At 52.0% G+C, this 20,940-nt stretch carries 16 protein-coding genes; 9 read left to right on the top strand and 7 right to left on the bottom strand.

The genetic code is table 11. The features are described from left to right. Positions 1–285 precede the first annotated feature (285 nt). Together JSQ80_RS03855 and JSQ80_RS03850 are read right to left on the bottom strand one after the other, a co-directional pair. On the bottom strand, positions 286–3,447 hold the full coding sequence (locus JSQ80_RS03855) for an MMPL family transporter (RefSeq protein WP_206094406.1): 3,162 nt from the start codon (positions 3,445–3,447) through the stop codon (positions 286–288). Beyond that, positions 3,444–3,902: a MarR family winged helix-turn-helix transcriptional regulator gene (locus tag JSQ80_RS03850; protein ID WP_418888866.1), complete on the bottom strand. Its 459-nt coding sequence runs from the start codon at positions 3,900–3,902 to the stop codon at positions 3,444–3,446. The genes JSQ80_RS03855 and JSQ80_RS03850 overlap by 4 nt, the downstream gene beginning before the upstream one ends. Positions 3,903–4,132: 230 nt before the next feature. Between JSQ80_RS03850 and trmL the strand changes: the two genes are divergently transcribed. Next, a complete protein-coding gene (gene trmL / locus JSQ80_RS03845) occupies positions 4,133–4,597 on the top strand; it encodes a tRNA (uridine(34)/cytosine(34)/5-carboxymethylaminomethyluridine(34)-2'-O)-methyltransferase TrmL (RefSeq protein ID WP_087435277.1) in 465 nt (154 codons plus the stop codon). A gap of 333 nt (positions 4,598–4,930) precedes the next feature. Further along, complete coding sequence (locus JSQ80_RS03840) at positions 4,931–5,179, top strand: AbrB/MazE/SpoVT family DNA-binding domain-containing protein (RefSeq protein ID WP_087435276.1); 249 nt, start codon at positions 4,931–4,933, stop codon at positions 5,177–5,179. A gap of 396 nt (positions 5,180–5,575) precedes the next feature. Here the strand turns inward: JSQ80_RS03840 and JSQ80_RS03835 are convergent, their stop codons facing one another. Both JSQ80_RS03835 and JSQ80_RS03830 read right to left on the bottom strand, forming a co-directional pair. Further along, entirely contained in the window at positions 5,576–6,643 is a 1,068-nt protein-coding gene (locus JSQ80_RS03835; RefSeq protein ID WP_206094404.1) for a phosphodiester glycosidase family protein, read from the bottom strand. A 17-nt stretch (positions 6,644–6,660) separates the two neighbouring features. Next, positions 6,661–7,071 (bottom strand): hypothetical protein, encoded by a 411-nt coding sequence (locus JSQ80_RS03830; RefSeq protein ID WP_206094403.1) that lies wholly within the window; start codon positions 7,069–7,071, stop codon positions 6,661–6,663. Between the two features lie 219 nt (positions 7,072–7,290). Here JSQ80_RS03830 and JSQ80_RS03825 point away from each other — a divergent pair, with 219 nt between their 5' ends. Then, on the top strand, positions 7,291–9,684 hold the full coding sequence (locus JSQ80_RS03825; protein WP_206094402.1) for a sensor histidine kinase: 2,394 nt from the start codon (positions 7,291–7,293) through the stop codon (positions 9,682–9,684). A gap of 447 nt (positions 9,685–10,131) precedes the next feature. On the opposite strand, the gene JSQ80_RS03820 is transcribed toward JSQ80_RS03825, so the two are convergent. Next, positions 10,132–11,586: an IS1182 family transposase gene (locus tag JSQ80_RS03820; protein WP_418888888.1), complete on the bottom strand. Its 1,455-nt coding sequence runs from the start codon at positions 11,584–11,586 to the stop codon at positions 10,132–10,134. 371 nt (positions 11,587–11,957) lie between these two features. On the opposite strand from JSQ80_RS03820, the gene JSQ80_RS03815 reads away from it, so the two are divergent. Beyond that, positions 11,958–13,169 carry an aminotransferase class I/II-fold pyridoxal phosphate-dependent enzyme gene (locus JSQ80_RS03815; RefSeq protein WP_206094401.1) on the top strand — a complete coding sequence of 404 codons (1,212 nt, stop codon included), beginning with the start codon at positions 11,958–11,960 and terminating at the stop codon, positions 13,167–13,169. Positions 13,170–13,220: 51 nt separating this feature from the next. Here JSQ80_RS03815 and JSQ80_RS03810 read toward each other — a convergent pair whose 3' ends face one another. Continuing rightward, positions 13,221–14,051 carry a DUF2161 domain-containing phosphodiesterase gene (locus tag JSQ80_RS03810; protein WP_206094400.1) on the bottom strand — a complete coding sequence of 277 codons (831 nt, stop codon included), beginning with the start codon at positions 14,049–14,051 and terminating at the stop codon, positions 13,221–13,223. Positions 14,052–14,384: 333 nt separating this feature from the next. Between JSQ80_RS03810 and JSQ80_RS03805 the strand changes: the two genes are divergently transcribed. Both JSQ80_RS03805 and JSQ80_RS03800 read left to right on the top strand, forming a co-directional pair. Continuing rightward, complete coding sequence (locus JSQ80_RS03805) at positions 14,385–16,280, top strand: PrkA family serine protein kinase (RefSeq protein WP_206094399.1); 1,896 nt, start codon at positions 14,385–14,387, stop codon at positions 16,278–16,280. 269 nt (positions 16,281–16,549) lie between these two features. Then, entirely contained in the window at positions 16,550–17,122 is a 573-nt protein-coding gene (locus JSQ80_RS03800; protein ID WP_206094398.1) for a DUF2199 domain-containing protein, read from the top strand. 159 nt (positions 17,123–17,281) lie between these two features. Here JSQ80_RS03800 and JSQ80_RS03795 read toward each other — a convergent pair whose 3' ends face one another. After that, positions 17,282–18,097, bottom strand: coding sequence for a DUF368 domain-containing protein (locus JSQ80_RS03795; RefSeq protein ID WP_087435268.1), 816 nt, complete (start codon positions 18,095–18,097; stop codon positions 17,282–17,284). Between the two features lie 169 nt (positions 18,098–18,266). Between JSQ80_RS03795 and JSQ80_RS03790 the strand changes: the two genes are divergently transcribed. From JSQ80_RS03790 to JSQ80_RS03780, 3 genes are all read left to right on the top strand, one after another. Beyond that, on the top strand, positions 18,267–18,896 hold the full coding sequence (locus JSQ80_RS03790; RefSeq protein ID WP_087435267.1) for a TetR/AcrR family transcriptional regulator: 630 nt from the start codon (positions 18,267–18,269) through the stop codon (positions 18,894–18,896). 10 nt (positions 18,897–18,906) lie between these two features. Beyond that, positions 18,907–19,380: a DUF4188 domain-containing protein gene (locus tag JSQ80_RS03785; protein ID WP_087435266.1), complete on the top strand. Its 474-nt coding sequence runs from the start codon at positions 18,907–18,909 to the stop codon at positions 19,378–19,380. A gap of 116 nt (positions 19,381–19,496) precedes the next feature. Next, on the top strand, positions 19,497–20,897 hold the full coding sequence (locus tag JSQ80_RS03780; RefSeq protein WP_206094397.1) for a hypothetical protein: 1,401 nt from the start codon (positions 19,497–19,499) through the stop codon (positions 20,895–20,897). The last annotated feature ends 43 nt before the right edge of the window (positions 20,898–20,940 follow it).

Genomic DNA, 20,940 nt, shown 5'->3' with positions numbered 1-20,940 from the left:
CATCTGTTCATCCCAGAGCGGTGTGCCGCTGTAGTCTAATCATAGATCGGTTTTATGAATCGAATATGAATGGAAGATTACAAGCTTTCGGTTCATGGAGGTGAGAGAGTAACAGAGCTTGTAACGGCGGGTATGGCGCTTACAGCATCGAAAGGGAATGTGGCGTCTAGAAACCGCGGCCTTTGTGATATTTGAGCAAAAGAGCCTGCTGGGCGTTTCCCAACAGGCTTGATTAGAATATCATTATACCGGGGCATGATGTCTACATTGTTATGCCAATATGAGCTATGCGCTTAGGCTATCTCTTTTCCGCTCCGTTTCACGTTTTATGCCGAATGGCCACCAGTTGGCAGAGCCGAAGGTTGCGGCCATGACCGGCACGAAGAATGGAAGCAGCAGGAACGTATACAGCATAAGGCCCGACAGCACGACGGTAGCGATCTGCATCATCGACAGCACGCCCGATGGATAGAACGAAGCGAAGGTCCCGCCCAGAATGACGACGGCAGAGATAATGACCGTTCCCATATTCCGCATCGCGAACAGTATGGCGTCCTGCACGTCAAGGTGCTTGTTCTCGTTGAATCGTTCCATCAGGAAGATGCTGTAGTCCACCCCGAGCGCCATCAGCATGACGAAGCCGAAGAACGGAGTCGCCCAAGTGACGCCGGTGTAGCCCAGGATGTCGACGAATATCAGCTCCGTCACGCTCATTGACGTGAAGAACGTCAGCAAGAGCGATGCAGTAATATATAGCGGCATGACGATGGAACGGAACAGGATGATGAGTATAAGCAAAATACCGATCAGCATATAGACGACTGTCCGTGTGTAATCTGCGCCGGACATCTGCTTCAGGTCGGCGAAGGTGCTGGATACGCCGCCCATGGCGATGTCAGCCTGCTGCAGCGCCGTGCCCTTGACGGCCCGTTCGACGGCCGTGTTCACTTGGTCGACGCGATCGATGGCAGGCGTGCCGTATGGATTGTCGGCGAACACGACATCCAGCGTCATGACGCTGCGGTCTTCCGACAGGTACAGGTCAAGTGCTTGGCGGAACGCTTCGTTCTTCAGCACTTCGTCCGGCACGAACCATCCGCCCAGCTCCTTGTCGGAGGACGAGCCGACTTGATTCAAGTATTCGTTGGCAGATTTCAGGCCGCCGGAAATTTGCGACAAGCCGTCGGCGCTCTGCGCTAGACCGTCTGTCAGCTGCCCGATCTGGTCGTTCAGCTGCGCGAAGCCGCCGCTAATTTGCTTCTGCCCCTGCTGCAGCTGGTCGAGCCCTTTGATGATGGCAGGCACCTTGCCAATAATCTGGCCTTGACCGTTGGCTGCTTGCTGCAAACCGCTCTCCAACTGGCCGATACCGGCAATCAATTCGTCGAATCCGCTCGCCAATGCGGCTTGGCCGGCTGCGGCTTGCTCGTAGCTCTGGTTCGCCTGCTTCATACCGGCATGAACCTGCGCAAGCTGTGCCGCCGCCTCGCCCAGGGCGGATGACAATTGGCCCGTCCCTTGGCCGGTCTCCGTCACCGTGCCGCGGATAGCCAAGTAATCCTCATCCTGCAGCAGCTCTGGGTAACGGCCTTCCAAGCTGGCGAAGCGGGTATTCAAGGACTGCAGCGCCTGCGCGATACCGCCTGCCTGCTGCTTCATCTGGCCCAATCCGGAATCCAGCTCGCGCAGGCCGCCGCCGATCTGCCGGTAAGCCGCCAACAGTTTACTATGCGCTTCCGCCAATTGCTGCGCGCTATCCTTCGCCTGCTTCAATCCGGCTTTCAATTCGCCGGCTCCGAGCGAGCCATCCTTGATGCCCTTCTCAATCTGGCCGAGACCGCTGCTTAACTGCGTAATGCCCTTCTTCAGCTGGGCGGTGCCTTCGCTTAATTGCCCGGTGCTGGCGACCGCTTCCTTCAGCTTCGGCTCGTTCTTGCGGAGCTCGCTGCTCGCTTGAGACAGCCCGCTGTGAATGTCCTGCAGCCCCTTGCTGCCCTCGGTCAAGCCGCTTTCCAGCGTCTTCACCTGTTCGGCCACATGGAAGTCCTCGATTTCATCTCCTGCCGGACGGCTTAAGCTGCGCACGCTGGACACGCCGTCCACCTTGAGAATCTCGCGGCTTATCTTCTCGGCGAGCCCCATATATTCCGCATCATGGAGCGGGCTCCCGCTGCGGATGACGACTTGGGCCGGCATCGATTCGCCCGGATCGAAGCTTGCTGAGATGATGTTATAAGCTTTAACGGATTCGTAGTTGTCGCCGATTTCCTCCAGGCTGTTGAACGACACATCGCCGCTATACGTAAAGAGGAACGGCAAGGTGATGGCCGCTACGATAAGGAAGGCAGCCAGCGGACGGCGCACGGAGAACGAACCGACTGCCCCCCAGAGGCGGCTCTCCTTATGTTCAATCGACTTCTTGGCCGGCCAGAATAGCTTCTTGCCGAGCACCGCCATGAAGAATGGCACGACGGTCAGGAGCGCGAGCAGCATGACGGCGATGCCGATGGCAACGGCGACGGCTGAGCGGTACAGGATGAACTGTGACAGTCCGATGACCGAGAAGCCGACGAGGACGGCGATACCCGAGAACAGGACGGTCTTCCCGGCTGTACGGTAAGTCGCCACAATCGCGTCCCCCGGATCGTCGTGATGGGCCAGCTCTTCTTTGTATCGGCTAATCAGAAGAATGCAGTAGTCCGTCCCGATTCCGAACAAGACGGCCACCATAAAAATTTGCGTAAACGTCGAGATTGGAAAATCCACGCCATCCACCAGAAAGGCGACGATCGATTGCGAGATGATGTAGCTTAGCCCGACGGTCAAGAGCGGGATGAACGCAGCGGCGAACGAACGGAAGACGACGAACAAAATCAATAAAATAAAGACGACGGTAATGATTTCTGACTTCTTCAGTCCTTCCTGCGAGCTGACGATCTGATCGTGGTCGATCAATTGCCTGCCTGTCATGTAATGCTCGACGGAGACGGATTGCAGTTCGTTCGAGATCAGCTCGCTAGTAGCAACGGCGCTCAGCTTCTCTGTGTTGACGTTGAGCGGGGTCAGCACCGTCTGGCCGTCCTTCGAGACGAGCTTATTCTTCAGCTCCGGCTGCCCATACGGATCAAGCACGGAGACGATGTGAAGCGTGTCTTTCTGACGGGACAAAGCTTGAACCGCTTGCTTAATCTCTTGCGTATCCGTCTCGGTCAGCCCGCTAGGATTATGAAAGACGAGCGCAATCTGCGCTTCATGCGCTTTGCCGCTAGCGGCCGATACTTCATCCAGTATGCGCTGGGCTTGGGCAGAACGGTAATCGTCCGGAACGGCGATCGTGCCTTTCTCTTGAACGAGATCGCTTAGGGACGGGGCCGCGATGAACAAGACGACGGCGGCAACGATCCAGATCGAAATGACCGTCCATCTTGCCTTCAATATCATTCTCATGGCCGCTGCCTCCCTTCCGACATCAAGCGAGCCAGCTTCTCGTACGTTCCGATGAACGTCTCAACTTCCGTCTCGTCAAAATGAACGAGGTAGGAGGAGACGATATCCTGCACCGTCTGATCTGCCTGCTCGTAGATGGCGCGCCCGAGGTCCGTCAAGGACAGCACGACGAGGCGCCGATCCTCTTCGTCGCGCGTTCGCGTGATGAAGCCGCGGTCCACGAGGCGCGTGACGATGGCGGTAATGGAGCTTTTCACGACCTTGAAAATGTCGGCAAGGTCGGTGGAGGTACAGCTGCCGCGCCGGTCAATCACGCACAGAATCTGGAATTGCTCCGGCGTTAACTGTTCTGGAATGGCATCGCCAATCTCATTGAACAAATGCTTCATGACGGTAAATTCGGCGTCAATGTACCGATTGATTAAAGTCTTCGGATCCCGGTTCACTCTCTCCATCCTCTCTTTGTCCAATTAGTTCATCAATTGAACTATTCGATGATAGAACTATCATAAAATGAGCCAAACTTCCTTGTCAAATCGCTCCGGCTTCACGCGGGAATGCAAGATGAAAGGCCAAGTTCTCTCTTGGGAAGCTTCGCAATCAAAAGTGCGCTTTAGGTAAAGATAAACAAACGCTATCATTGTCATATGGTGTATAATAATGAGGAATGCGAGGTGAACAGGAGATGGCTCTTCATATTGTGCTCGTGGAACCGGAAATTCCGGCCAACACGGGAAATATCGCGCGCACGTGCGCTGCAACGGGGACGCATCTGCACTTGGTCCGGCCGCTCGGCTTCCGGACCGATGACGCCACGTTGAAGCGGGCCGGTCTCGATTATTGGCACGCGGTAACGATCGAGTACCACGACTCGTTCCAAGAGTTGAAGGACAAATACGCGGATGCGCGTTTTTTTTATGCCACGACGAAGGCGGACAAACGGTACGGTGACTTTCAATTCCGAGACGGCGATTTCTTTGTATTCGGCAAGGAAACGAAGGGGCTGCCCCCGGAAATTATCGAGGAAAACCGTGATACGTGCATGCGCATGCCGATGACGGATAAAGTGCGTTCGCTCAATCTATCCAATTCGGCGGCGATCATCGTATACGAAGCGTTGCGGCAGCTTGATTATCCTAATCTCCAGTAAATCGTCGGGACCTAGTCCTTCCGCATGACGATATCTTTTGACCCATGCGAAAGGACGATGGCCTGCGATGGAAGTCGCACCAAGGTATCGGATGATTTTACTAGGAAGCTTGCAAGATTAGGTATTTTTTACTAGATAAGATAAAACAAGTAATGGATGTTCGAACTCGATGCCGCTGCCTTTTTTTGCTGCCTTATGCGATATTACAAAAAATAATTAAAAACGAAACGAATTGACATATTTCAGCAGGATTTTTGCTAGGTACATAGAAGTAGTAGTGGCAGAGTTTTCAAGGGTAAGCATGAGAATAGAAATACAAGAGAGGTGGAACTGATGAAACCTGCCGGTGTAGTCCGTAAAGTTGACCAACTGGGACGCATTGTTTTGCCTAAATCACTTAGGAAGCGTTATCAGATGAACGAGGGGGATCCTGTCGAAATTTTAGTGCAAGGCGATCATATCATTTTAGAACGCTATCGTCCCAAATGCGTATTTTGTGGCTCAATGGATGGTGTGTCCGAATTTAAAGATCGTTACATATGTTCGCAATGCATGAGTGAAATGATGCACTTGGTGCGGTAAAAAAAGAGCAGGAGCATCCACATTACGGTGGTGCTCCTCTTTTTTTTGCGTTATCGTGCAGTGATTGCCGACATGGCCAGTTTGCCGATTGACAGCTCCCGTATCAGGCCTCTGGTCCTCTGCGCATTCAGCGCCGCAAACAAAAAAACTTCCCTGCTTGGGAAGTTTCTTCGTCTTACAAGCCTTTTGTTTTGTCGTCGTTGTAACCTGCCGTGAAGATGGCGGTCAAGAACAGTACGAAAACAAGCATGATAATCCAAAAAGTAACGGACATGATACGCACACCTCCAGTAACTCTTACTATTATAACCAAGACATGCCAAAAAGAAAATGGAAAAGGTGTGAATTTTGGCACGGTATGGAAGCGCGGCTCATGTTATACTTAGAGGTTCCGTTCTATTTGAAAAACAAAAAGTGCGTCGGCAGCGGACGCAGCTCGCCATCTGACGGACTATTGACGACCCTTCCGTTGAAGACCAAGGTGGAGGAGCCGCCCCCGTCCAAGTTGTAGGCGTCAATGATACCCAGATTGGACAGCTTCTTCTGGAGTTCTGCGAGCGTTGCGCCCGAGCTTCCGTTCTCGTTATAGCCGTCGGTCACGAGGATGAGCAATTGGTCATCCTTATAGTTCCCGATGACGGTGCGCGGCGCCCGGAGCGGTGAAGTCCGCCATTTTTCCGGAATGGTCAGATGCGTTCCGTTCTTCAGCAGTGCGGGAACGAAGGTCGCTCCGGATTGCGGATCCAGGGAATCCAATTCGGACTGATCCGAGAACTTGCCGCCGATCAGCCGCCCCGCCTTATCCAATCCGACAAAAGCCAAGTCTTTGTGGGTCGGTTCGAACGAGCTTACGTATTTCCCGTTCATAACGGTCGTTCCCAGCGGATAACGTTTGCCGCCGCCATCGGCAAAGCCGCCCGCATTAATGCCGGCAACGGCGCCATAGCGGTTAACGGCATGCATCGTCGTCTCGGAACCGCCGTATTTATCGTATCCAAGCGTCAAGCGCATCGCCTTCGGATCCTTAAGCTTGATCTTCATCGCATATCCGCTATAGGTCGGTTGATTGATTGCGAACAATTCGGCACGCAGCTTGTCGCTGTTGACGCTTTCCTTCGGTGTTCCTAACCGGGAGGTGATGCGCCGGTCATATATTTGCTCTGGACGTTTCGCTTGAGCGCTGGCCGTCTTGACCAGATCGTTCATCGTGGACGTCGTGCGTTGATAGAGCGTTGCCGTGCGGCGCACGGATTCTACCGTAAAGTCCGCCGTCTTCCGGGCCTGCTCCAAGTCGCCTACGAGCTTGGCCTGCTTCTCGCTCAACGCGGCTGGTTCCTCCAGCGGCTTCCACTCCAAGTCGAGCGTTGCGGTCAAGGAGGAGGAGAGCATCCATATCATCATGCCCAGAAAAGGGGCGGTCACCAGCATGAACAGCCGGTTGACCCGTTTCACTTGCAGCTTCATCTTATCCGCCTCACTTATTACTTCAGCAGTTCCATTTTTTTCTGCAGCACGCTTAGCTGTTTCTTCACTTCGTTCAATTGCGTATACAGCTTGTTGCTGTTATCGGTCTTGTTCGATGCGTTATCTTTCGTAAATGTGAGCAATTCATTGAACGATTCGACTTTGCTTTGCATCGCGTCCAACTTCTTGTTCAACTCGTTTAGTTGCTTCTCATAGGATAGCTTCACTTGTTGCAGTTGGGCTTCGGTCTGCTGCTGCAGCTCCTGAAGCATGGTTGTCTTCATGTGGTTGCTGTAGAAGTAGGTAGCCGTCACGCCAATCGCTATCATGACTGCCCAGAACAGAAGAAACCATTTCGCGCTAGCTCCGCTCGTCTTCGTTCGGGTGCGACGTGAGGTGTCGCTCTCCGTATGTACTGATGGCTGCATGTCTAATCACCTCGAAGGAAGTCGATTGGATTTTAATCAATCCAATTTTAAAATAATCATTATAGTATTCTAGCATGTATTCTAGCATTTTTCGTGCGAAAGATGCAAAATTCATACAAAAAAGTCATTGATGTTATAGTTGCGGTTCGATACAATCGGTATATATTTGTAGAAATATGTCGGTTCAGCTCGTCTTTTGGTCTAGTCAGGGGTGACAACTTGGGAAAGAAAGATAGAGTTACATATCATTTGAAAACAATTGCCAAAATAGGCTTGGTCGCGCTTGTTGTCCTGCAATGCTGGTTTATCCATGTAACGTTTTTGTATCCGCACCTGGGCATCAGGCTGGAAGTTCAGCAAGGACAGTGGAAGATCGCCGGTTTTGATAACGAGAATGTATACATCAATCACGCGTTGGAGATCGGCGACACGATTCGCAGCATCAACGGCGTACCGCCAGAGGACTATCCGACGGTCCGCAACTGGCATATCATCGAGCAAGCCGATTATATTGAAATCAGTCAACTGGACGAGATTAAGCTCATTGACCTGGGACATGAATCGCGCCATCCGTACTCAGACGTTATTCCCCTCTCCAGCGAAATTGTATTGCTGCTGTTGGCGGGGATCGTACGGTGGAAGGATTCATCGACGAAGACGATGAAGATGCTCTCCATGCTATTTGTCATCATGGGCACGGTATACATGAGTATCGGGGCTGCGCTGCGTGGAGATATTTGGGGAGAAATCACCATAACGAGCGCCATCGTTCTATCTCCGATCGTGCTGTTTCATTTTTTGCTGCAATTTTTTCAAGAGAAAGCAGGCATCACGTGCTCCAAGCGCTGGCTTCAGATTTTATACAGCTTGGCGCTGCTGCAGTTCGCGGCGAAGTTCATTTATTTTTTGCCAGGCGACTTCTATACGTTCTTTGTCGTTGACAGCATCTTGAAAGAGGTATTGTTCATCATAGGCCTCGGGTCGAACCTGGGCTGGTTTGCGTTCATATCTTATCGGCACAGAGGGCAGTCACCGCAGTTATGCGCGGTTATCCGTTACATGTGGCTCTGGATTTGCATTGCCTTTGCGCCGCTTCTTTTCTTGTCGTATTTGCCATTGCTGTTCGGCTATAGAGCGTTGGTCTCGCCTTTGTTGACAAGTTGGTTTGCGCTCACCTTGCCATTGTGTTTCGTTTACTTGAACCACTTTAAGCAGCTGTCGGATATTGAAATGATATTAAAACGAATGATGTCGGTCGTCTTGATTGCGATGGTGCCTGGATCGATCATCGTCGGTTTGAACGCAGTGATTTTCGTCGAGCGCCATACGTTCATGCATCACCTGTTCAGCTTCGGCTTTATCGTGATCATCTTGGCCTTTCTGCTGTATTCCTACCCGTTCTTTCATCGGAAATTAATGGCGGCGATGTATCCGGACAACCTTAAGCTCAAGCAATCGCTCCAGCGGATTACGCAGCAGTTGAATGCGCTCGACACGATGGAAGCTTGGAGTCAAGTGATTCTGTACTCGATGATCCAGACCTTGCAGGTGAAGGGGGCCGCATTGATCATTAAAAATCCGCATAACGATATCGAGTCGTATGCGGAAGGAGAACTGGACATGCAGGATATAGAGAGAAGGGTGCGTTCGGGCAAGTTCCACTCGGAGACGTCCTCTTGGTTCGAAGTAGAGCGGCATGATGCCTATGTGGCCCATCTGATGCTGACGCAGAAACAGAATGAAGACGAATTGAATATGGAAGAAAGAGAATGGGTGCGTCAGGTCATCAGCCATATGAACATCGGCATGAAAAAAGTAATGACGATTCAGAAGCTGAATGAGCGGAATCAGCAATTGAAGCTGCATGCCAATCAAGAGGCGTTGTCTTCCAAAGCTTGCGGCACGTGGATGGTTCATACTCTGTTCGATTCACAAGAGAAAGGCCGGACGAAGCTGGCCAAAGTGCTGCAATGCGGCGTCATGCAGCCACTGCACGAAGCAAGCCTTGAGGTGGAGGCGATGCATCGCTCCGCCGCTCCGGATGAGTCTGCGTCACTGCGCCAAGTAGGGGACCGTTTGGACGAGGTCAACATGAAGCTGCGGCATCTGTGCCTGTCATTGCAGCCGAAGCTGATACTGACAGCAGGGCTGAGCAATGCCATTCGGCAATATATGGAGCTGGAGTTCCAAGAAATGAAGGAACGCATTCACTTCGAGGTAGACAATCAATTGATGGTCGATGTGCAGCTTCCTTCGTTCAAGCTGCATCTGTTCCGCATCGTGCAGGAATTGCTGATAAATGCGCGGAAACATGCGTTTGCAGAGCATGTTCACCTGTCGCTTGCAGCTTCGAGCGATCATGTACTCGTCTCTTATCAAGATGATGGCGTCGGGTTCGATCCGGCTGTCGTCTTCAGCAGCGAGGAGAAGGTTCGAGGCTTGAAGCAGCTGCGGGCGCGCGTGTTCATGCTTAAGGGCACGATGGACTGGAACGCGGCGCCGGGAGAAGGCGCTTGCGGGGAAATTCAGATTCCGTTCCCGGATGTGCCGGTGCTGCCCAACTCAGACGAGACGCCCGTAGCTGCGCCTGTTCAATCCGGGTCATGGGGATGAGCGTACGGGGAGGTCTGCGCTTCAAATGTTAGGTAGAGCGGACAACAATAGGGGGGAGGCTATACTCTCTTCGTTCGGCATTTCCGATTGCTCTCTCCTGCGGTCAGTAATAACCAGTTCCAGCTTCGCCTAGGCGCTCTACGGTGTGGCCGCACGGACTGCGATCGTCAGGTTGTTGAGAAACCCCGAATGAAACAAATAAAGGTGGAGGGTGTCTGCTGGAGAGACCCGGTGATCGCCTTTGAATCCGAGTCATCCCCGCACCGTCTCATCCCTAATGACTTGGATTCAACAGCGACGGAAGCGGATACCCCCACCATACTTGTTTCTTTTTTACATTCAGGTTTTTCAACAAGCTCAATCGTACAGTTCATCTTCGCGTAATCGTACAATTAATGGTCATCCTCTCGCAATAAACTGCATATTTCAGACTGTTGAAAAATCGGTTTAAGCGGCAGAATTTAGAGCTAAAGGTTTCGATAAGTTCCTTAATTTGGTTAAAACAACAGGTGGAGTCTTTTGCTTCTGCCCACCTCCGACCTTTTGGGCCAGGTACCTGGCAATCTTTTTTACATTCTGGGCTATTGCGGTCATGAAAGCTTGTTCCTGCGTTTTAGCTCTCCCGCGGAACTTGCAGCGACGATATCCATGAAGCTCTTTTGCATCTGCAAAGCTTCGTTCTATCGTTTGAGGACGCAACTTATAGGCCGCCTCTCCGGAATGGGTTTTCCGGTACTGAGCGACCTTCTCTTTACTCTCTTCCCATATATGTCGTTCGATCTTACGTTGGTGGTTGGCCGATTTCGTACACTGATTGAGCAGGGGGCAGTTTGCACACTCCTGGGCATTTGACGTGTATTCCCGATACCCTTGTCGATTGGTAGTCGTATACATTAGCATTTTTCCTGCAGGACACAGGTAGCCATTTTCTTCCGCATGGTAGATAAACTGTTTCTTCGGAAAAATGTCAGGGGGCGTTGGAGCATTGCGTTCCGCGATAGCCGCAGCGATCTCTAGCTTTAGCGTCTGATCGCATATGTAAGGCGTCATGTACCCCGAATCCAGCGCGACGGCTTCCAGCGTCGATTGAAATGCAAAGGTTTGGATTTGTCGCTTGAGGCGTTCCACGTAGACGGCAGCGTCATTAACATGGCCAGGTGTCACATGGACATCGGTGATAATGTTATATTTATGGTCGACGGTGCGATGGTCGAGATAACAGAATGCCTCCGGTTTACCGCTTCGTTTCATCAGTCCGCACTCGGGATCGGTTTGACTTACTTTACGTGGTTTTTCCTCCCCGGAAGGCTTCCGGGGAGGAAGGGGCTTTTTTCCGTGGCTCTCTCGATCCTCGTTGATGGCCTTCTCTAATTCTTTTAGATAGTCATGAGGGGTCTCTTCGAGAACCTGCATCGTGTAGCGATTATTGTTAGCGTTGGCTCGAATATGAGTCGAATCGGTCACCAAGAGACGACCATCCACCATCTTATGGTTGATCGCCAGATGTACCATTTCATCAAAAATCTCTTGAAAGAGATTCGTATCTTTAAACCGATTATTCCGGTTCCAACTGATCGTCGAGTGATCGGGGACGCGATCGGAGAAACGCAGGCCAAGGAACCAGCGATAAGCAGCATTCGGAATGATTTCTTGCTCCAATTGACGTTCAGAGCGTATGCCGTACAAATATCCGATGAGCATCATTTTAAATAATACAACGGGGTCTAAGGCCGGTCGTCCCTTGGTTTCGCTATAGTAAGGCCGAACTTTTTCCCTGATAAAAGAGAAATCCACATATTTATCGATAAGGCGTAGCAGATGATCTTGAGGTACCAATAAATCCATGCAAATAAGTTCCATTTCATTATGAGCTTTGTTTTCGGACTGCTTGCTATTCAACAAGATCACCACACGCCTCTCATCCAAATTAATTACTGATATTGTATCATACTAATACGTTAGTGCACCGAAAAACACGGCTTTTTTCAACAGTCTGATATTTGCAGTTCAAACGCCGAAAAGGGCGGCACATCGCAAAAACAACTGCACAAATGCCGTTCTCCGGCCCCTCCCTGCCTTGTCCTAGCAGAAAAGAACATTCTCGAACATAAGGTTGAATAGATTAAACTATTTGCGCCCTTCGGAATGTGGCGTATAGTTTTTCATTATCGGCTGCAATGAGCGCCGATAGCACCTCGGAACAACCGTTTTAACCCGTTGCATAAATAAAGCGATGGGTGTATCATTTTGGGAATAGGAAGGGGCGATAGTCGGTGCAGTACTCATTTTCAAAGCGCATTCAATCGGTTGAAAGCTCAGCTGTGCGCGATATTTTAAAATTAACTCAAGGAAAGTCAATTATATCCTTTGCCGGAGGTCTTCCGGCCGAAGAATGGTTCCCGGTAGATGCGATTCGAACCGCATCGGAGCGGGTATTCCGCCAAGGCCCGCAAGCGCTGCAATACGGATTGACGGAAGGGACGTTGAGCCTGCGCGAGCGCCTTGCCGCCCGCATGGGAAATCAACGCAATATTCAGGCTGATGCGGAAGAGTTGTTAATCAGCTCGGGCTCGCAGCAGGCGATAGATTTGTTCGCCAGAGCTATACTCGATCCAGGAGATGTCGTGCTCGTGGAGAATCCGACCTACCTGGCTTGCTTGCAGGTGCTGGGGATGTACAATGCACGCGTCATACCGGTTGAAAGCGATGATAACGGCATGGTGCCCGAGGACTTGGTGGCTAAGCTGAAGCAGCATCAACCCAAATTCGTCTACGTCGTGCCGACGTTCGGCAATCCGACCGGCCGCGTTTGGAGCTTGGAACGGAGAGAAGCGCTGCTGCGCCTGTGCCGCGAGCATGAAGTGCTCATTCTGGAAGACGATCCGTACGGGGATCTGCGCTTTACTTCCGAGCGTGTGCCGAACATCGCGGCGCTGGAAGGACGGCCGGAAGATAGAATCGTCGCTTATACGAGCACATTCAGCAAAACGGTTGCTCCCGGACTGCGTACCGGTTGGATTGTTGCCGACAAACGGATTATCCGCATGATGGCTCGCGCGAAGCAGTCGTCGGACCTCCATTCGAGTGTGCTCGACCAGCTTATCCTCAGCGAGATGCTGCTGCCGGAAGTGTTCAAGCTGGATGACCATATTCATAAGCTCTCGGCGGTCTACAAAGAGCGGATGGAGACGATGGCGACGGAATTGCAGAAAGACATGTGGCGCGATTCGAAATGGAATACGCCGCAGGGCGGCATGTTCTTCTGGGTTGAGCTGCCGGAAGGATTGGATGCGCAGACCTTGCTGACATGCGCGGTTGAGAAGGGCGTCGCATTCGTGCCGGGCACCTCTTTCTATGCCGGGGAGCCGAAGCGCAACACGATGCGCCTGAACTTCTCGTTCGCTCAGCCCGAGACGATCCGTACCGGCATGGAGCGGCTGACCGAAGCGGTATCCGAATTTTTCGGCCGTTACTCAGGAGTATAACGAACTGCCGAGGTGCAAGCGGACGGGATCGCCCCTTGCGCTTGCACCGGTTTATGGCTTGGCCCGGGTGGCAATGGCTCCCGGCAGCCTCGCTACAACATGGGCATAGCGTATCAATGCCTCTTGCCCGTCAGGGGTTAAGGCGTACACGCCGTGGCTGACCCTGGCGAACCACCCGTAATAATTCCGCTGCAAGATGGCGGCAGCATCGCCGACCCCGGTCCGATCGCGAACGATGGATGCCTTCAAGGCGCCATCCCGCAATGCGGAGGCCACGCGGAGCGCCTTCTCCCGATAAGCCGTTACGAGCGGCTGCTTCGTTATCCCGCCGACGTTGTAATCCCCGCTGCGCGCGGAGAATTCCCGCACAAGCTTGGCGGCGCGCGTCTTGATCGGCTTCGTAGCCATATAGATCCCGCCATCATGGCCCGGCTCGCATATGAGCTCCACGAACGGCGGCTTCCGTTTATAGAAGGTGACCATAATGAGCCCCAGTCCAAGCTTGCGGCACAGGTGGCGCAGCGCGCTGACGGGATGGCTCTTGCTTGCCGCTTTCTTTTTCTCCACCGCTACATACACCTGCGAAGACAGCTTCAATCTTTCCAAGCCCTGCAGCACAAGCGTAAGATTGAAGGAAGATTTCAATTCCACAATGAGGGGCTCTTCATCCGGGGCCGCATCAGGCCTCAATGCGACGATATCGCAATGACGCACCTCGCTTCGAACCTCGTACCCTTGCGCCTCAAAGTAAGCTTTGAGCGGCGCGTACAGTTCCGATTCTTTGCGCTTGCCCTTCTTGCGCCCGGTTTCGTGCTCTTCCATCGGTGCGGACGTGTTCTGCTCGCGCATCTTTTCTTCCTTGAGACCCTGTAAGGACATCATCCACCTATTCCCCCTCGCCAACCACTCTTGATTTATCATTTACTTTCGTTCAAATTCCGTGCATTGCAGTCTGCGGAACCATTATAACACGGCATGAGCGGAGTCTGTTTTTCTCTGCGCCCGGCTCCAAAAATTCGTGATAATAAACAGCTCGGTTTGCATAGGTATGTAATACACTATTTTTTTATCTGTTGTTGGATTAACTAAGACAATAGCCTAGTTGGTTGCGAAGGTAAATGCATACAACATAGAGAGACACCAAAGAACAGACAGACAAATGTAGCGGCGATGAAGGGCTGTGTTGCAAATCGGGAGCATTGGAGGTTTAGAGGGATGGACATATTCAAACGGATTGCTGAGCACCGAGCCGAGAGCGAACGATTGGCCTGGACCGGGACATTTAAAGAATACGTCGAGTTGCTTCGGCGCGACCCCGCACCGGCGATGACGGCTCATGCGCGTGTGTACGAAATGATTGCCTCATACGGTGTGGAGGAAGTCGATGGGCATAAACGATATAAGTTTTTTGAAAAAGAAATTTTCGGTCTGGATCGGGCAATCGAAAAATTAGTGGAAGAATACTTTCATTCAGCTGCAAAACGATTGGATGTGCGCAAGCGGATTCTGCTCCTGATGGGTCCGGTGAGCGGCGGTAAATCAACGCTTGTCACGATACTCAAGCGGGGACTTGAGCAGTTCTCGCGCACCGAGCTTGGCGCAGTCTACGCAATCAAGGGCTGCCCGATGCATGAAGAGCCGCTTCATCTGATCCCTCACGAGCTGAGAGCGGACGTGGAGAAGGAGCTTGGCGTCCGTATCGAGGGCAACTTATGCCCATCCTGCCAGATGCGGCTCAAAACGGAATTCAATAGCGATATTGAACGCGTGGAAGTGGAGCGGGTGCTGGTATCCGAGGAGAACCGGATCGGTGTCGGCACCTTTAGCCCATCGGATCCGAAGTCGCAAGACATTGCCGATTTGACGGGCAGCATCGATTTTTCCACGATTACAGAATTCGGCTCTGAATCCGATCCGCGCGCATACCGCTTCGACGGAGAATTGAACAAGGCCAACCGCGGTTTGATGGAATTTCAAGAAATGTTAAAGTGCGACGAGAAGTTTTTGTGGAATTTGCTCTCGTTGACGCAAGAGGGGAACTTTAAGGCAGGACGGTTCGCGCTAATTTCGGCGGATGAAATGATAATTGCCCATACTAACGAATCCGAGTATAAAGCCTTTATTGCCAACAAGAAAAATGAAGCGCTCCAATCGCGGATGATCGTGATGCCGATTCCGTACAATTTGAAGGTGTCCGAGGAAGAGAAGATTTATGCGAAGCTGATCGGACAGAGCGATATGAATCATATCCATATTGCGCCGCATGCGCTCAGGGCGGCCGCCATCTTCTCCATCTTGACCCGTCTGAAGGAGACGAAGAAGCAAGGCATGGACCTCGTCAAGAAAATGCGCATGTATGACGGCGAGGAAGTGGAAGGCTACAAAGAGAACGATTTGAAGGAAATGCAGAGCGAGTTCACGGAAGAAGGCATGTCCGGAGTGGATCCGCGATATGTCATCAACCGTATCTCCAGTGCGCTCATTAAGCAGGATCTTCAATGCATTAACGCGCTGGATGTGCTGCGGGCGATGAAGGATGGCTTGGATCAGCACGCTTCGATTACGAAGGAAGAGCGGGAACGATATCTCAATTACATTTCCGTGGCGCGCAAGGAATACGACAATCTGGCCAAGAAGGAAGTGCAGAAGGCGTTCGTCTATTCGTTCGAAGAGTCGGCCAAGACGTTGTTCGAGAATTATCTCGACAACATTGAAGCGTTTTGCAACTGGAAAAAGATTCGCGATCCGCTGACCGACGAGGAGATGGAGCCGGATGAAAGGCTGATGCGTTCCATCGAGGAGCAAATCGGAGTGTCGGAAAATGCGAAAAAAGCGTTCCGCGAGGAAATATTGATTCGTCTGTCAACCTATTCCCGCAAAGGGCGCAAATTCGATTACAACAGCCATGATCGGCTGCGTGAAGCGGTCGAGAAGAAGCTGTTCGCTGATTTGAAGGATATCGTCAAAATTACGACATCGACGAAAACGCCGGATGAGAACCAGTTGAAGCGTATCAATGAGGTATCGGCCCGCCTGATGGAAGGGCACGGCTACTGCCCGGTGTGCGCGAACGAACTGCTGCGCTATGTGGGCAGTCTGCTGAACCGTTAACCATCAGACATGATCAAGTATGCTTATCCCCTCGGCCAGAGGGGATTTTTTGTCATTAAGTAACTTAAGCCTCGCTGGATCTATGCTAACATGGTACGATGACAGCAAAACCGTTGCAATGATGCAGCGAATAAGTCATACATTACATTTCGACATTTTTAGACATTTTGGTGTAGATATTTGTTGAATTATGTTGAAAAATGTTCACAATTTAACCACCACTCCGTGTCACTTTATGCGTAAATGAATAGTGGAGGGAGTGGAGAGATATGGTAACCACAATACAGACATGCGCGAACAGTCGAGCGCATGCAATCAACAAACGCAGGAGGCCGCATCGCATCAGGCTGCGCAAGCAGGGCGAACCGTCTGCAGGCAGTGTCTATACCAATTGTTCGGCCCCATTCTATGTGACGGAGATCGAGCCATGGGAACGGGAAGAACGCTGCCGGTTGACCGCGGAAGAATGCGTCATGGACGATCAATACTACTACGTTCACGGACGCCTGACGGTCCCATTCCGCAATGGCCGCGGACAGGTAAGCTGGGATGTCTGGGTGCTGATCAATCCGGAACATGTGGCAGACGGATCGAAGAAAGACACGCAATCAAAGCCTAAGCAAGTAAGAGGAAGACTGTCGTCCGCCATACCGGGGTACCCTGACACATTGGCTTTACCCGTTAAGGTGACGTTTTACGACAAATCGACAACGCCTGACATTATTTTAGGTGAGACGGAGCACCCGTTGTATGAGGAACAGGAGCAAGGAATTACCTTTCAACGGTGGCTGGAATTGCGTCCTCTTCATGCCAGCTATCATCGTTATACGGATGCGCAATAGATTGAAATACCCCATCGAACGGCTTCTTTTAAGTTATCATTGAATATTCCGCATGGGGAATATGAACTTCACGGAACAACTACACCCTGCATGAAACAAGGCACCCCGCCGATAAGACGAGGTGCCTTTTTGTTCATTGGATGCACTTCCCTCAATGAATTATTGCGGCTGCTGCTTGCCTAAGTACAATGCGGCAATGAAGCCGACAACCATCGTGAGCAGGCTGATGATGAGCGATACCCATGACCCTTGCAGCCCTGGATAAACAACGGCAAGCGAGCCGACGACCATTCCGATTATGATTGCGTACATAATGGCCGGGAAGCTGCTAAGCAAATAACGGATGAATTTGCTGCTGACGATAAATCCGACAATTACCCCGCTGCCGATTACCGCGATAAGCGGAATATCCAAGCTCGACAAGGCATGGATCGCGGTCGGATAAGCGCCAAGGAGCAGCAGGACGAATGAGCCGCTGATGCCTGGCAAAATCATGGCCATACTGCCGAGCCAGCCTGCAAAAAACAAGAATACGCCGGACGAAAGCGACAGTTCAATGACCGGGCTCTGGTCTTCCGGTTTGAAGAAGCCCGTACAGGCGACCGCTGCGGCGGCTATAAGCAGCAAAACGTAATGGATAGGCTTGAAATTACGCGAACCGTCTGCTTCCTTCCATAAGAACGGGATAATGCCGAGAATAAGGCCCAGAAAGAAAAAGAAGGTTGGTTGCGGATGTTCAGCAAGCAGCCATTTCATCACTTTGCTGAGCAGCAATAGCGCAGCCCCTACCCCGATTCCTAGCGGAATAAGAAATCCAAGATGTTTTTTCCACTCCCGGCTGAAAAATCCGCTAATCGCCGCAATTAATCTTTCATAAAAGCCAAGAATGACGGCAATGGTGCCCCCGCTCACTCCCGGAATAAGATCACTCGTACCGATGAGGACTCCACGAAATATATTTTTCCACTCAAACACGCGTCTATCTCCTTTTCTATATCTTCTACTCTATGAAACCACATCCATTGTACAATCATTTCTTCTCCGAGTTCAAATGGTCTGAATATGATTATAAAAAATTAACTTGAGTAAATTAATTAACTCGAGTAAACTTTATTTAGATGGAGTAGTGCGAAAGGAGATGGATATGGAGAACATTTCACTCAGAGAACGCAAGAAAGCGAAGACGAAGCTTGCGCTCTATGAAGCGAGTCTGGAATTAATCGTTCACCAAACATTTCGCGACATGAAAGTGGAAGACATCTGCGCCCATGCTGAAGTGTCGAAGGTGACATTCTTTAAGTGCTTTCCTCAAAAAGAGGATATTCTCATTTACTACATGTGCATCTGGTTGACGAACCGCTGGCTTGAAATCGAGAAGCATGGGCTGCGCGGATGGGCGGCGGCCGAGCACCTGTTCACCAGCATTGCGACAGAGGATCAGAGAAGACCCGGCATGATGCTGCGGCTCATCGGACTGCTTGCGGAAGCGAAGATGCACCCAGGCATGCCTGTATTGAGCGATGCGGAAATTTCCCTCTTGTTCCCTGGAGAGGAGAGGCAAGCGAGAGCGGTGGTCCCGCGACTGGACGTATTGATGAGGCGTATCGTGGAAGAAGCGACTGCGGACGGCGAGGTGAATGCCGAACTGAGCATCGATCAGCTGACAGAGATGCTGTTTACCATTTTTTATGGCGCATACTTGACGGCCCATATCATGCAACGCCGCGACATTGTGCGCTGTTATCAGGAGCATCTTGATATATTGAAGAAATGAGGGTGAAAGAATGAAAGTGAGTCGTGGGCGTTATGCGGCCCAAATGGATGGGCCGTTCGTCGTCTTTATTATCGGAATGCGGATAAACCGGCTGCCCGCCTTCCACAAATGGTTGCCCGTAGTTCGCGCGATGCGGCGCATGATGAAGGAATTATACCAAGATAAGGAGCATGGATTTCTGCATGCTGAATATTACATCGGGGGCAAAGGACCGATGCTCATTCAGTATTGGCGTTCCTTTGAAGATTTGGAGCGGTATGCAAGACAAGGATTCCATAAGGAAACATGGCGCCAGTTCCATAAAACCTATAAGGACGGCAGTGTCGGAATATATCATGAAACGTATCGGGTCGAGCCGGGTCAATATGAAGCGGTGTACAACGATATGCCGCCGACCGGACTCGGAAAAGCAGGCGAATTGATTCCGGCGGAAGGCCCGCATCATGGGGCGAGAGGGCGAATGAACGCGGAACGGCACGGTTAAACCGAAGCGGTTGAAATTATTTATTTCATGTGCATAAACCTCCTGCTTGTCTATCCATAATAACGATGAGTGCCGGGCATAGTTCGGCCAAGTGAATAGCATAAGGAGGATATGGCATGACATACCAACAATTTCGGCAAAACAGTCAAATTCCGTCTGGCGGTATAGTAGCTAGCACATACAGCGGCAACAGCTCCGGTCCGTCCGGCAGCACGGCGAACCAAGGCGCGTATAACAGCTACAGCGGCCAAGGCGGCTATGGCGCAGCGAATCCGGGAGTATCGGGCGGCATTGTGGCAAGCACATACAGCGGTAACAGCTCCGGTCCGTCCGGCAGCACGGCGAACCAAGGCGCGTACAACAGCTACAGCGGCCAAGGCGGCTATGGCGCAACGAATCCGGGAGTATCGGGCGGCATTGTGGCAAGCACGTACAGCGGCAACAGCTCCGGTCCGTCCGGCAGCACGGCGAACCAAGGCGCGTACAGCAACTACAGCGGCCAAGGCGGCTATGGCGCAGCGAATCCGGGAGTATCGGGCGGAATCGTGGCAAGCACGTACAGCGGCAACAGCTCCGGTCCGTCCGGCAGCACGGCGAACCAAGGCGCGTACAGCAGCTACAGCGGCCAAGGCGGCTATGGCACAGCGAATCCGGGAGTATCGGGCGGCATCGTGGCAAGCACGTACAGTGGGAACAGTTCCGGTCCGTCCGGCAGCACGGCGAACCAAGGCGCGTACAGCAACTACAGCGGCCAAGGCGGCTATGGCGCTGTGAATCCGGGAGTATCAGGCGGCATCGTGGCAAGCACGTACAGCGGCAACAGCTCCGGTCCGTCCGGCAGCACGGCGAACCAAGGCGCGTACAGCAGCTACAGCGGCGGCCAAAGCGGCTATAGCGCTCTGAATCAAGGGTTGTCCGGCGGCATTGTAAGCAACAGCCAAAACAGCTTCGGCAGCGGATATCAAGCAGGTGGCTTACATAGCATCGTATCCGAAACGTACAGCGGACAACAGTTCCAGCCATCCGGCCAAGTGCAAAGCATTACGGCACAGACGCATGGAGCGCAGCAAAACGTAGTGCCAAGCAGCTTCCAGCCATCTGGCCAAGTGCAAAGCATTACGGCGCAGACGCATGGAGCGCAGCAAAACGTAGTGCCAAGCAACTTCCAGCCATCCGGCCAAGTGCAAAGCATTACGGCGCAGACGCATGGAGCGCAGCAAAACGTAGTGCCAAGCAGCTTCCAGCCATCCGGCCAAGTGCAAAGCATTACGGCGCAAACGCATGGAGCGCAGCAAAACGTAGTGCCAAGCAGCTTCCAGCCATCCGGCCAAGTGCAAAGCATTACGGCGCAGACGCATGGAGCGCAGCAAAACGTAGTGCCAAGCAGCTTCCAGCCATCCGGTCAAGTGCAAAGCATTACGGCGCAAACGCATGGAGCGCAGCAAAATGTAGTGCCAGGCAGCTTTCAGCCATCTGGACAAGCGCAAAGTATTACAGGACAAACGTATAATTCGTAATGGATGTGTGAGCGGTTCGTATTTTACGAGCCGCTTTTTACGG

Origin of the sequence: Paenibacillus apiarius (assembly GCF_017052585.1) — a bacterium.
Lineage (GTDB): Bacteria > Bacillota > Bacilli > Paenibacillales > Paenibacillaceae > Paenibacillus_B > Paenibacillus_B apiarius.
The sequence above is the reverse complement of the archived record's forward strand: the minus strand, read 5'-3'. Positions and strand labels throughout refer to the sequence as shown.

Excerpts from the sequence above, each read along its gene's own strand:
- JSQ80_RS03855 (WP_206094406.1), bottom strand. The coding sequence starts at position 3,447 with ATGAGAATGATATTGAAGGCAAGATGGACGGTCATTTCGATCTGGATC.
- JSQ80_RS03850 (WP_418888866.1), bottom strand. The coding sequence starts at position 3,902 with ATGGAGAGAGTGAACCGGGATCCGAAGACTTTAATCAATCGGTACATT.
- trmL (WP_087435277.1), top strand. The coding sequence starts at position 4,133 with ATGGCTCTTCATATTGTGCTCGTGGAACCGGAAATTCCGGCCAACACG.
- JSQ80_RS03840 (WP_087435276.1), top strand. The coding sequence starts at position 4,931 with ATGAAACCTGCCGGTGTAGTCCGTAAAGTTGACCAACTGGGACGCATT.
- JSQ80_RS03835 (WP_206094404.1), bottom strand. The coding sequence starts at position 6,643 with ATGAAGCTGCAAGTGAAACGGGTCAACCGGCTGTTCATGCTGGTGACC.
- JSQ80_RS03830 (WP_206094403.1), bottom strand. The coding sequence starts at position 7,071 with ATGCAGCCATCAGTACATACGGAGAGCGACACCTCACGTCGCACCCGA.
- JSQ80_RS03810 (WP_206094400.1), bottom strand. The coding sequence starts at position 14,051 with ATGATGTCCTTACAGGGTCTCAAGGAAGAAAAGATGCGCGAGCAGAAC.
- JSQ80_RS03805 (WP_206094399.1), top strand. The coding sequence starts at position 14,385 with ATGGACATATTCAAACGGATTGCTGAGCACCGAGCCGAGAGCGAACGA.
- JSQ80_RS03800 (WP_206094398.1), top strand. The coding sequence starts at position 16,550 with ATGGTAACCACAATACAGACATGCGCGAACAGTCGAGCGCATGCAATC.
- JSQ80_RS03790 (WP_087435267.1), top strand. The coding sequence starts at position 18,267 with ATGGAGAACATTTCACTCAGAGAACGCAAGAAAGCGAAGACGAAGCTT.
- JSQ80_RS03785 (WP_087435266.1), top strand. The coding sequence starts at position 18,907 with ATGAAAGTGAGTCGTGGGCGTTATGCGGCCCAAATGGATGGGCCGTTC.
- JSQ80_RS03780 (WP_206094397.1), top strand. The coding sequence starts at position 19,497 with ATGACATACCAACAATTTCGGCAAAACAGTCAAATTCCGTCTGGCGGT.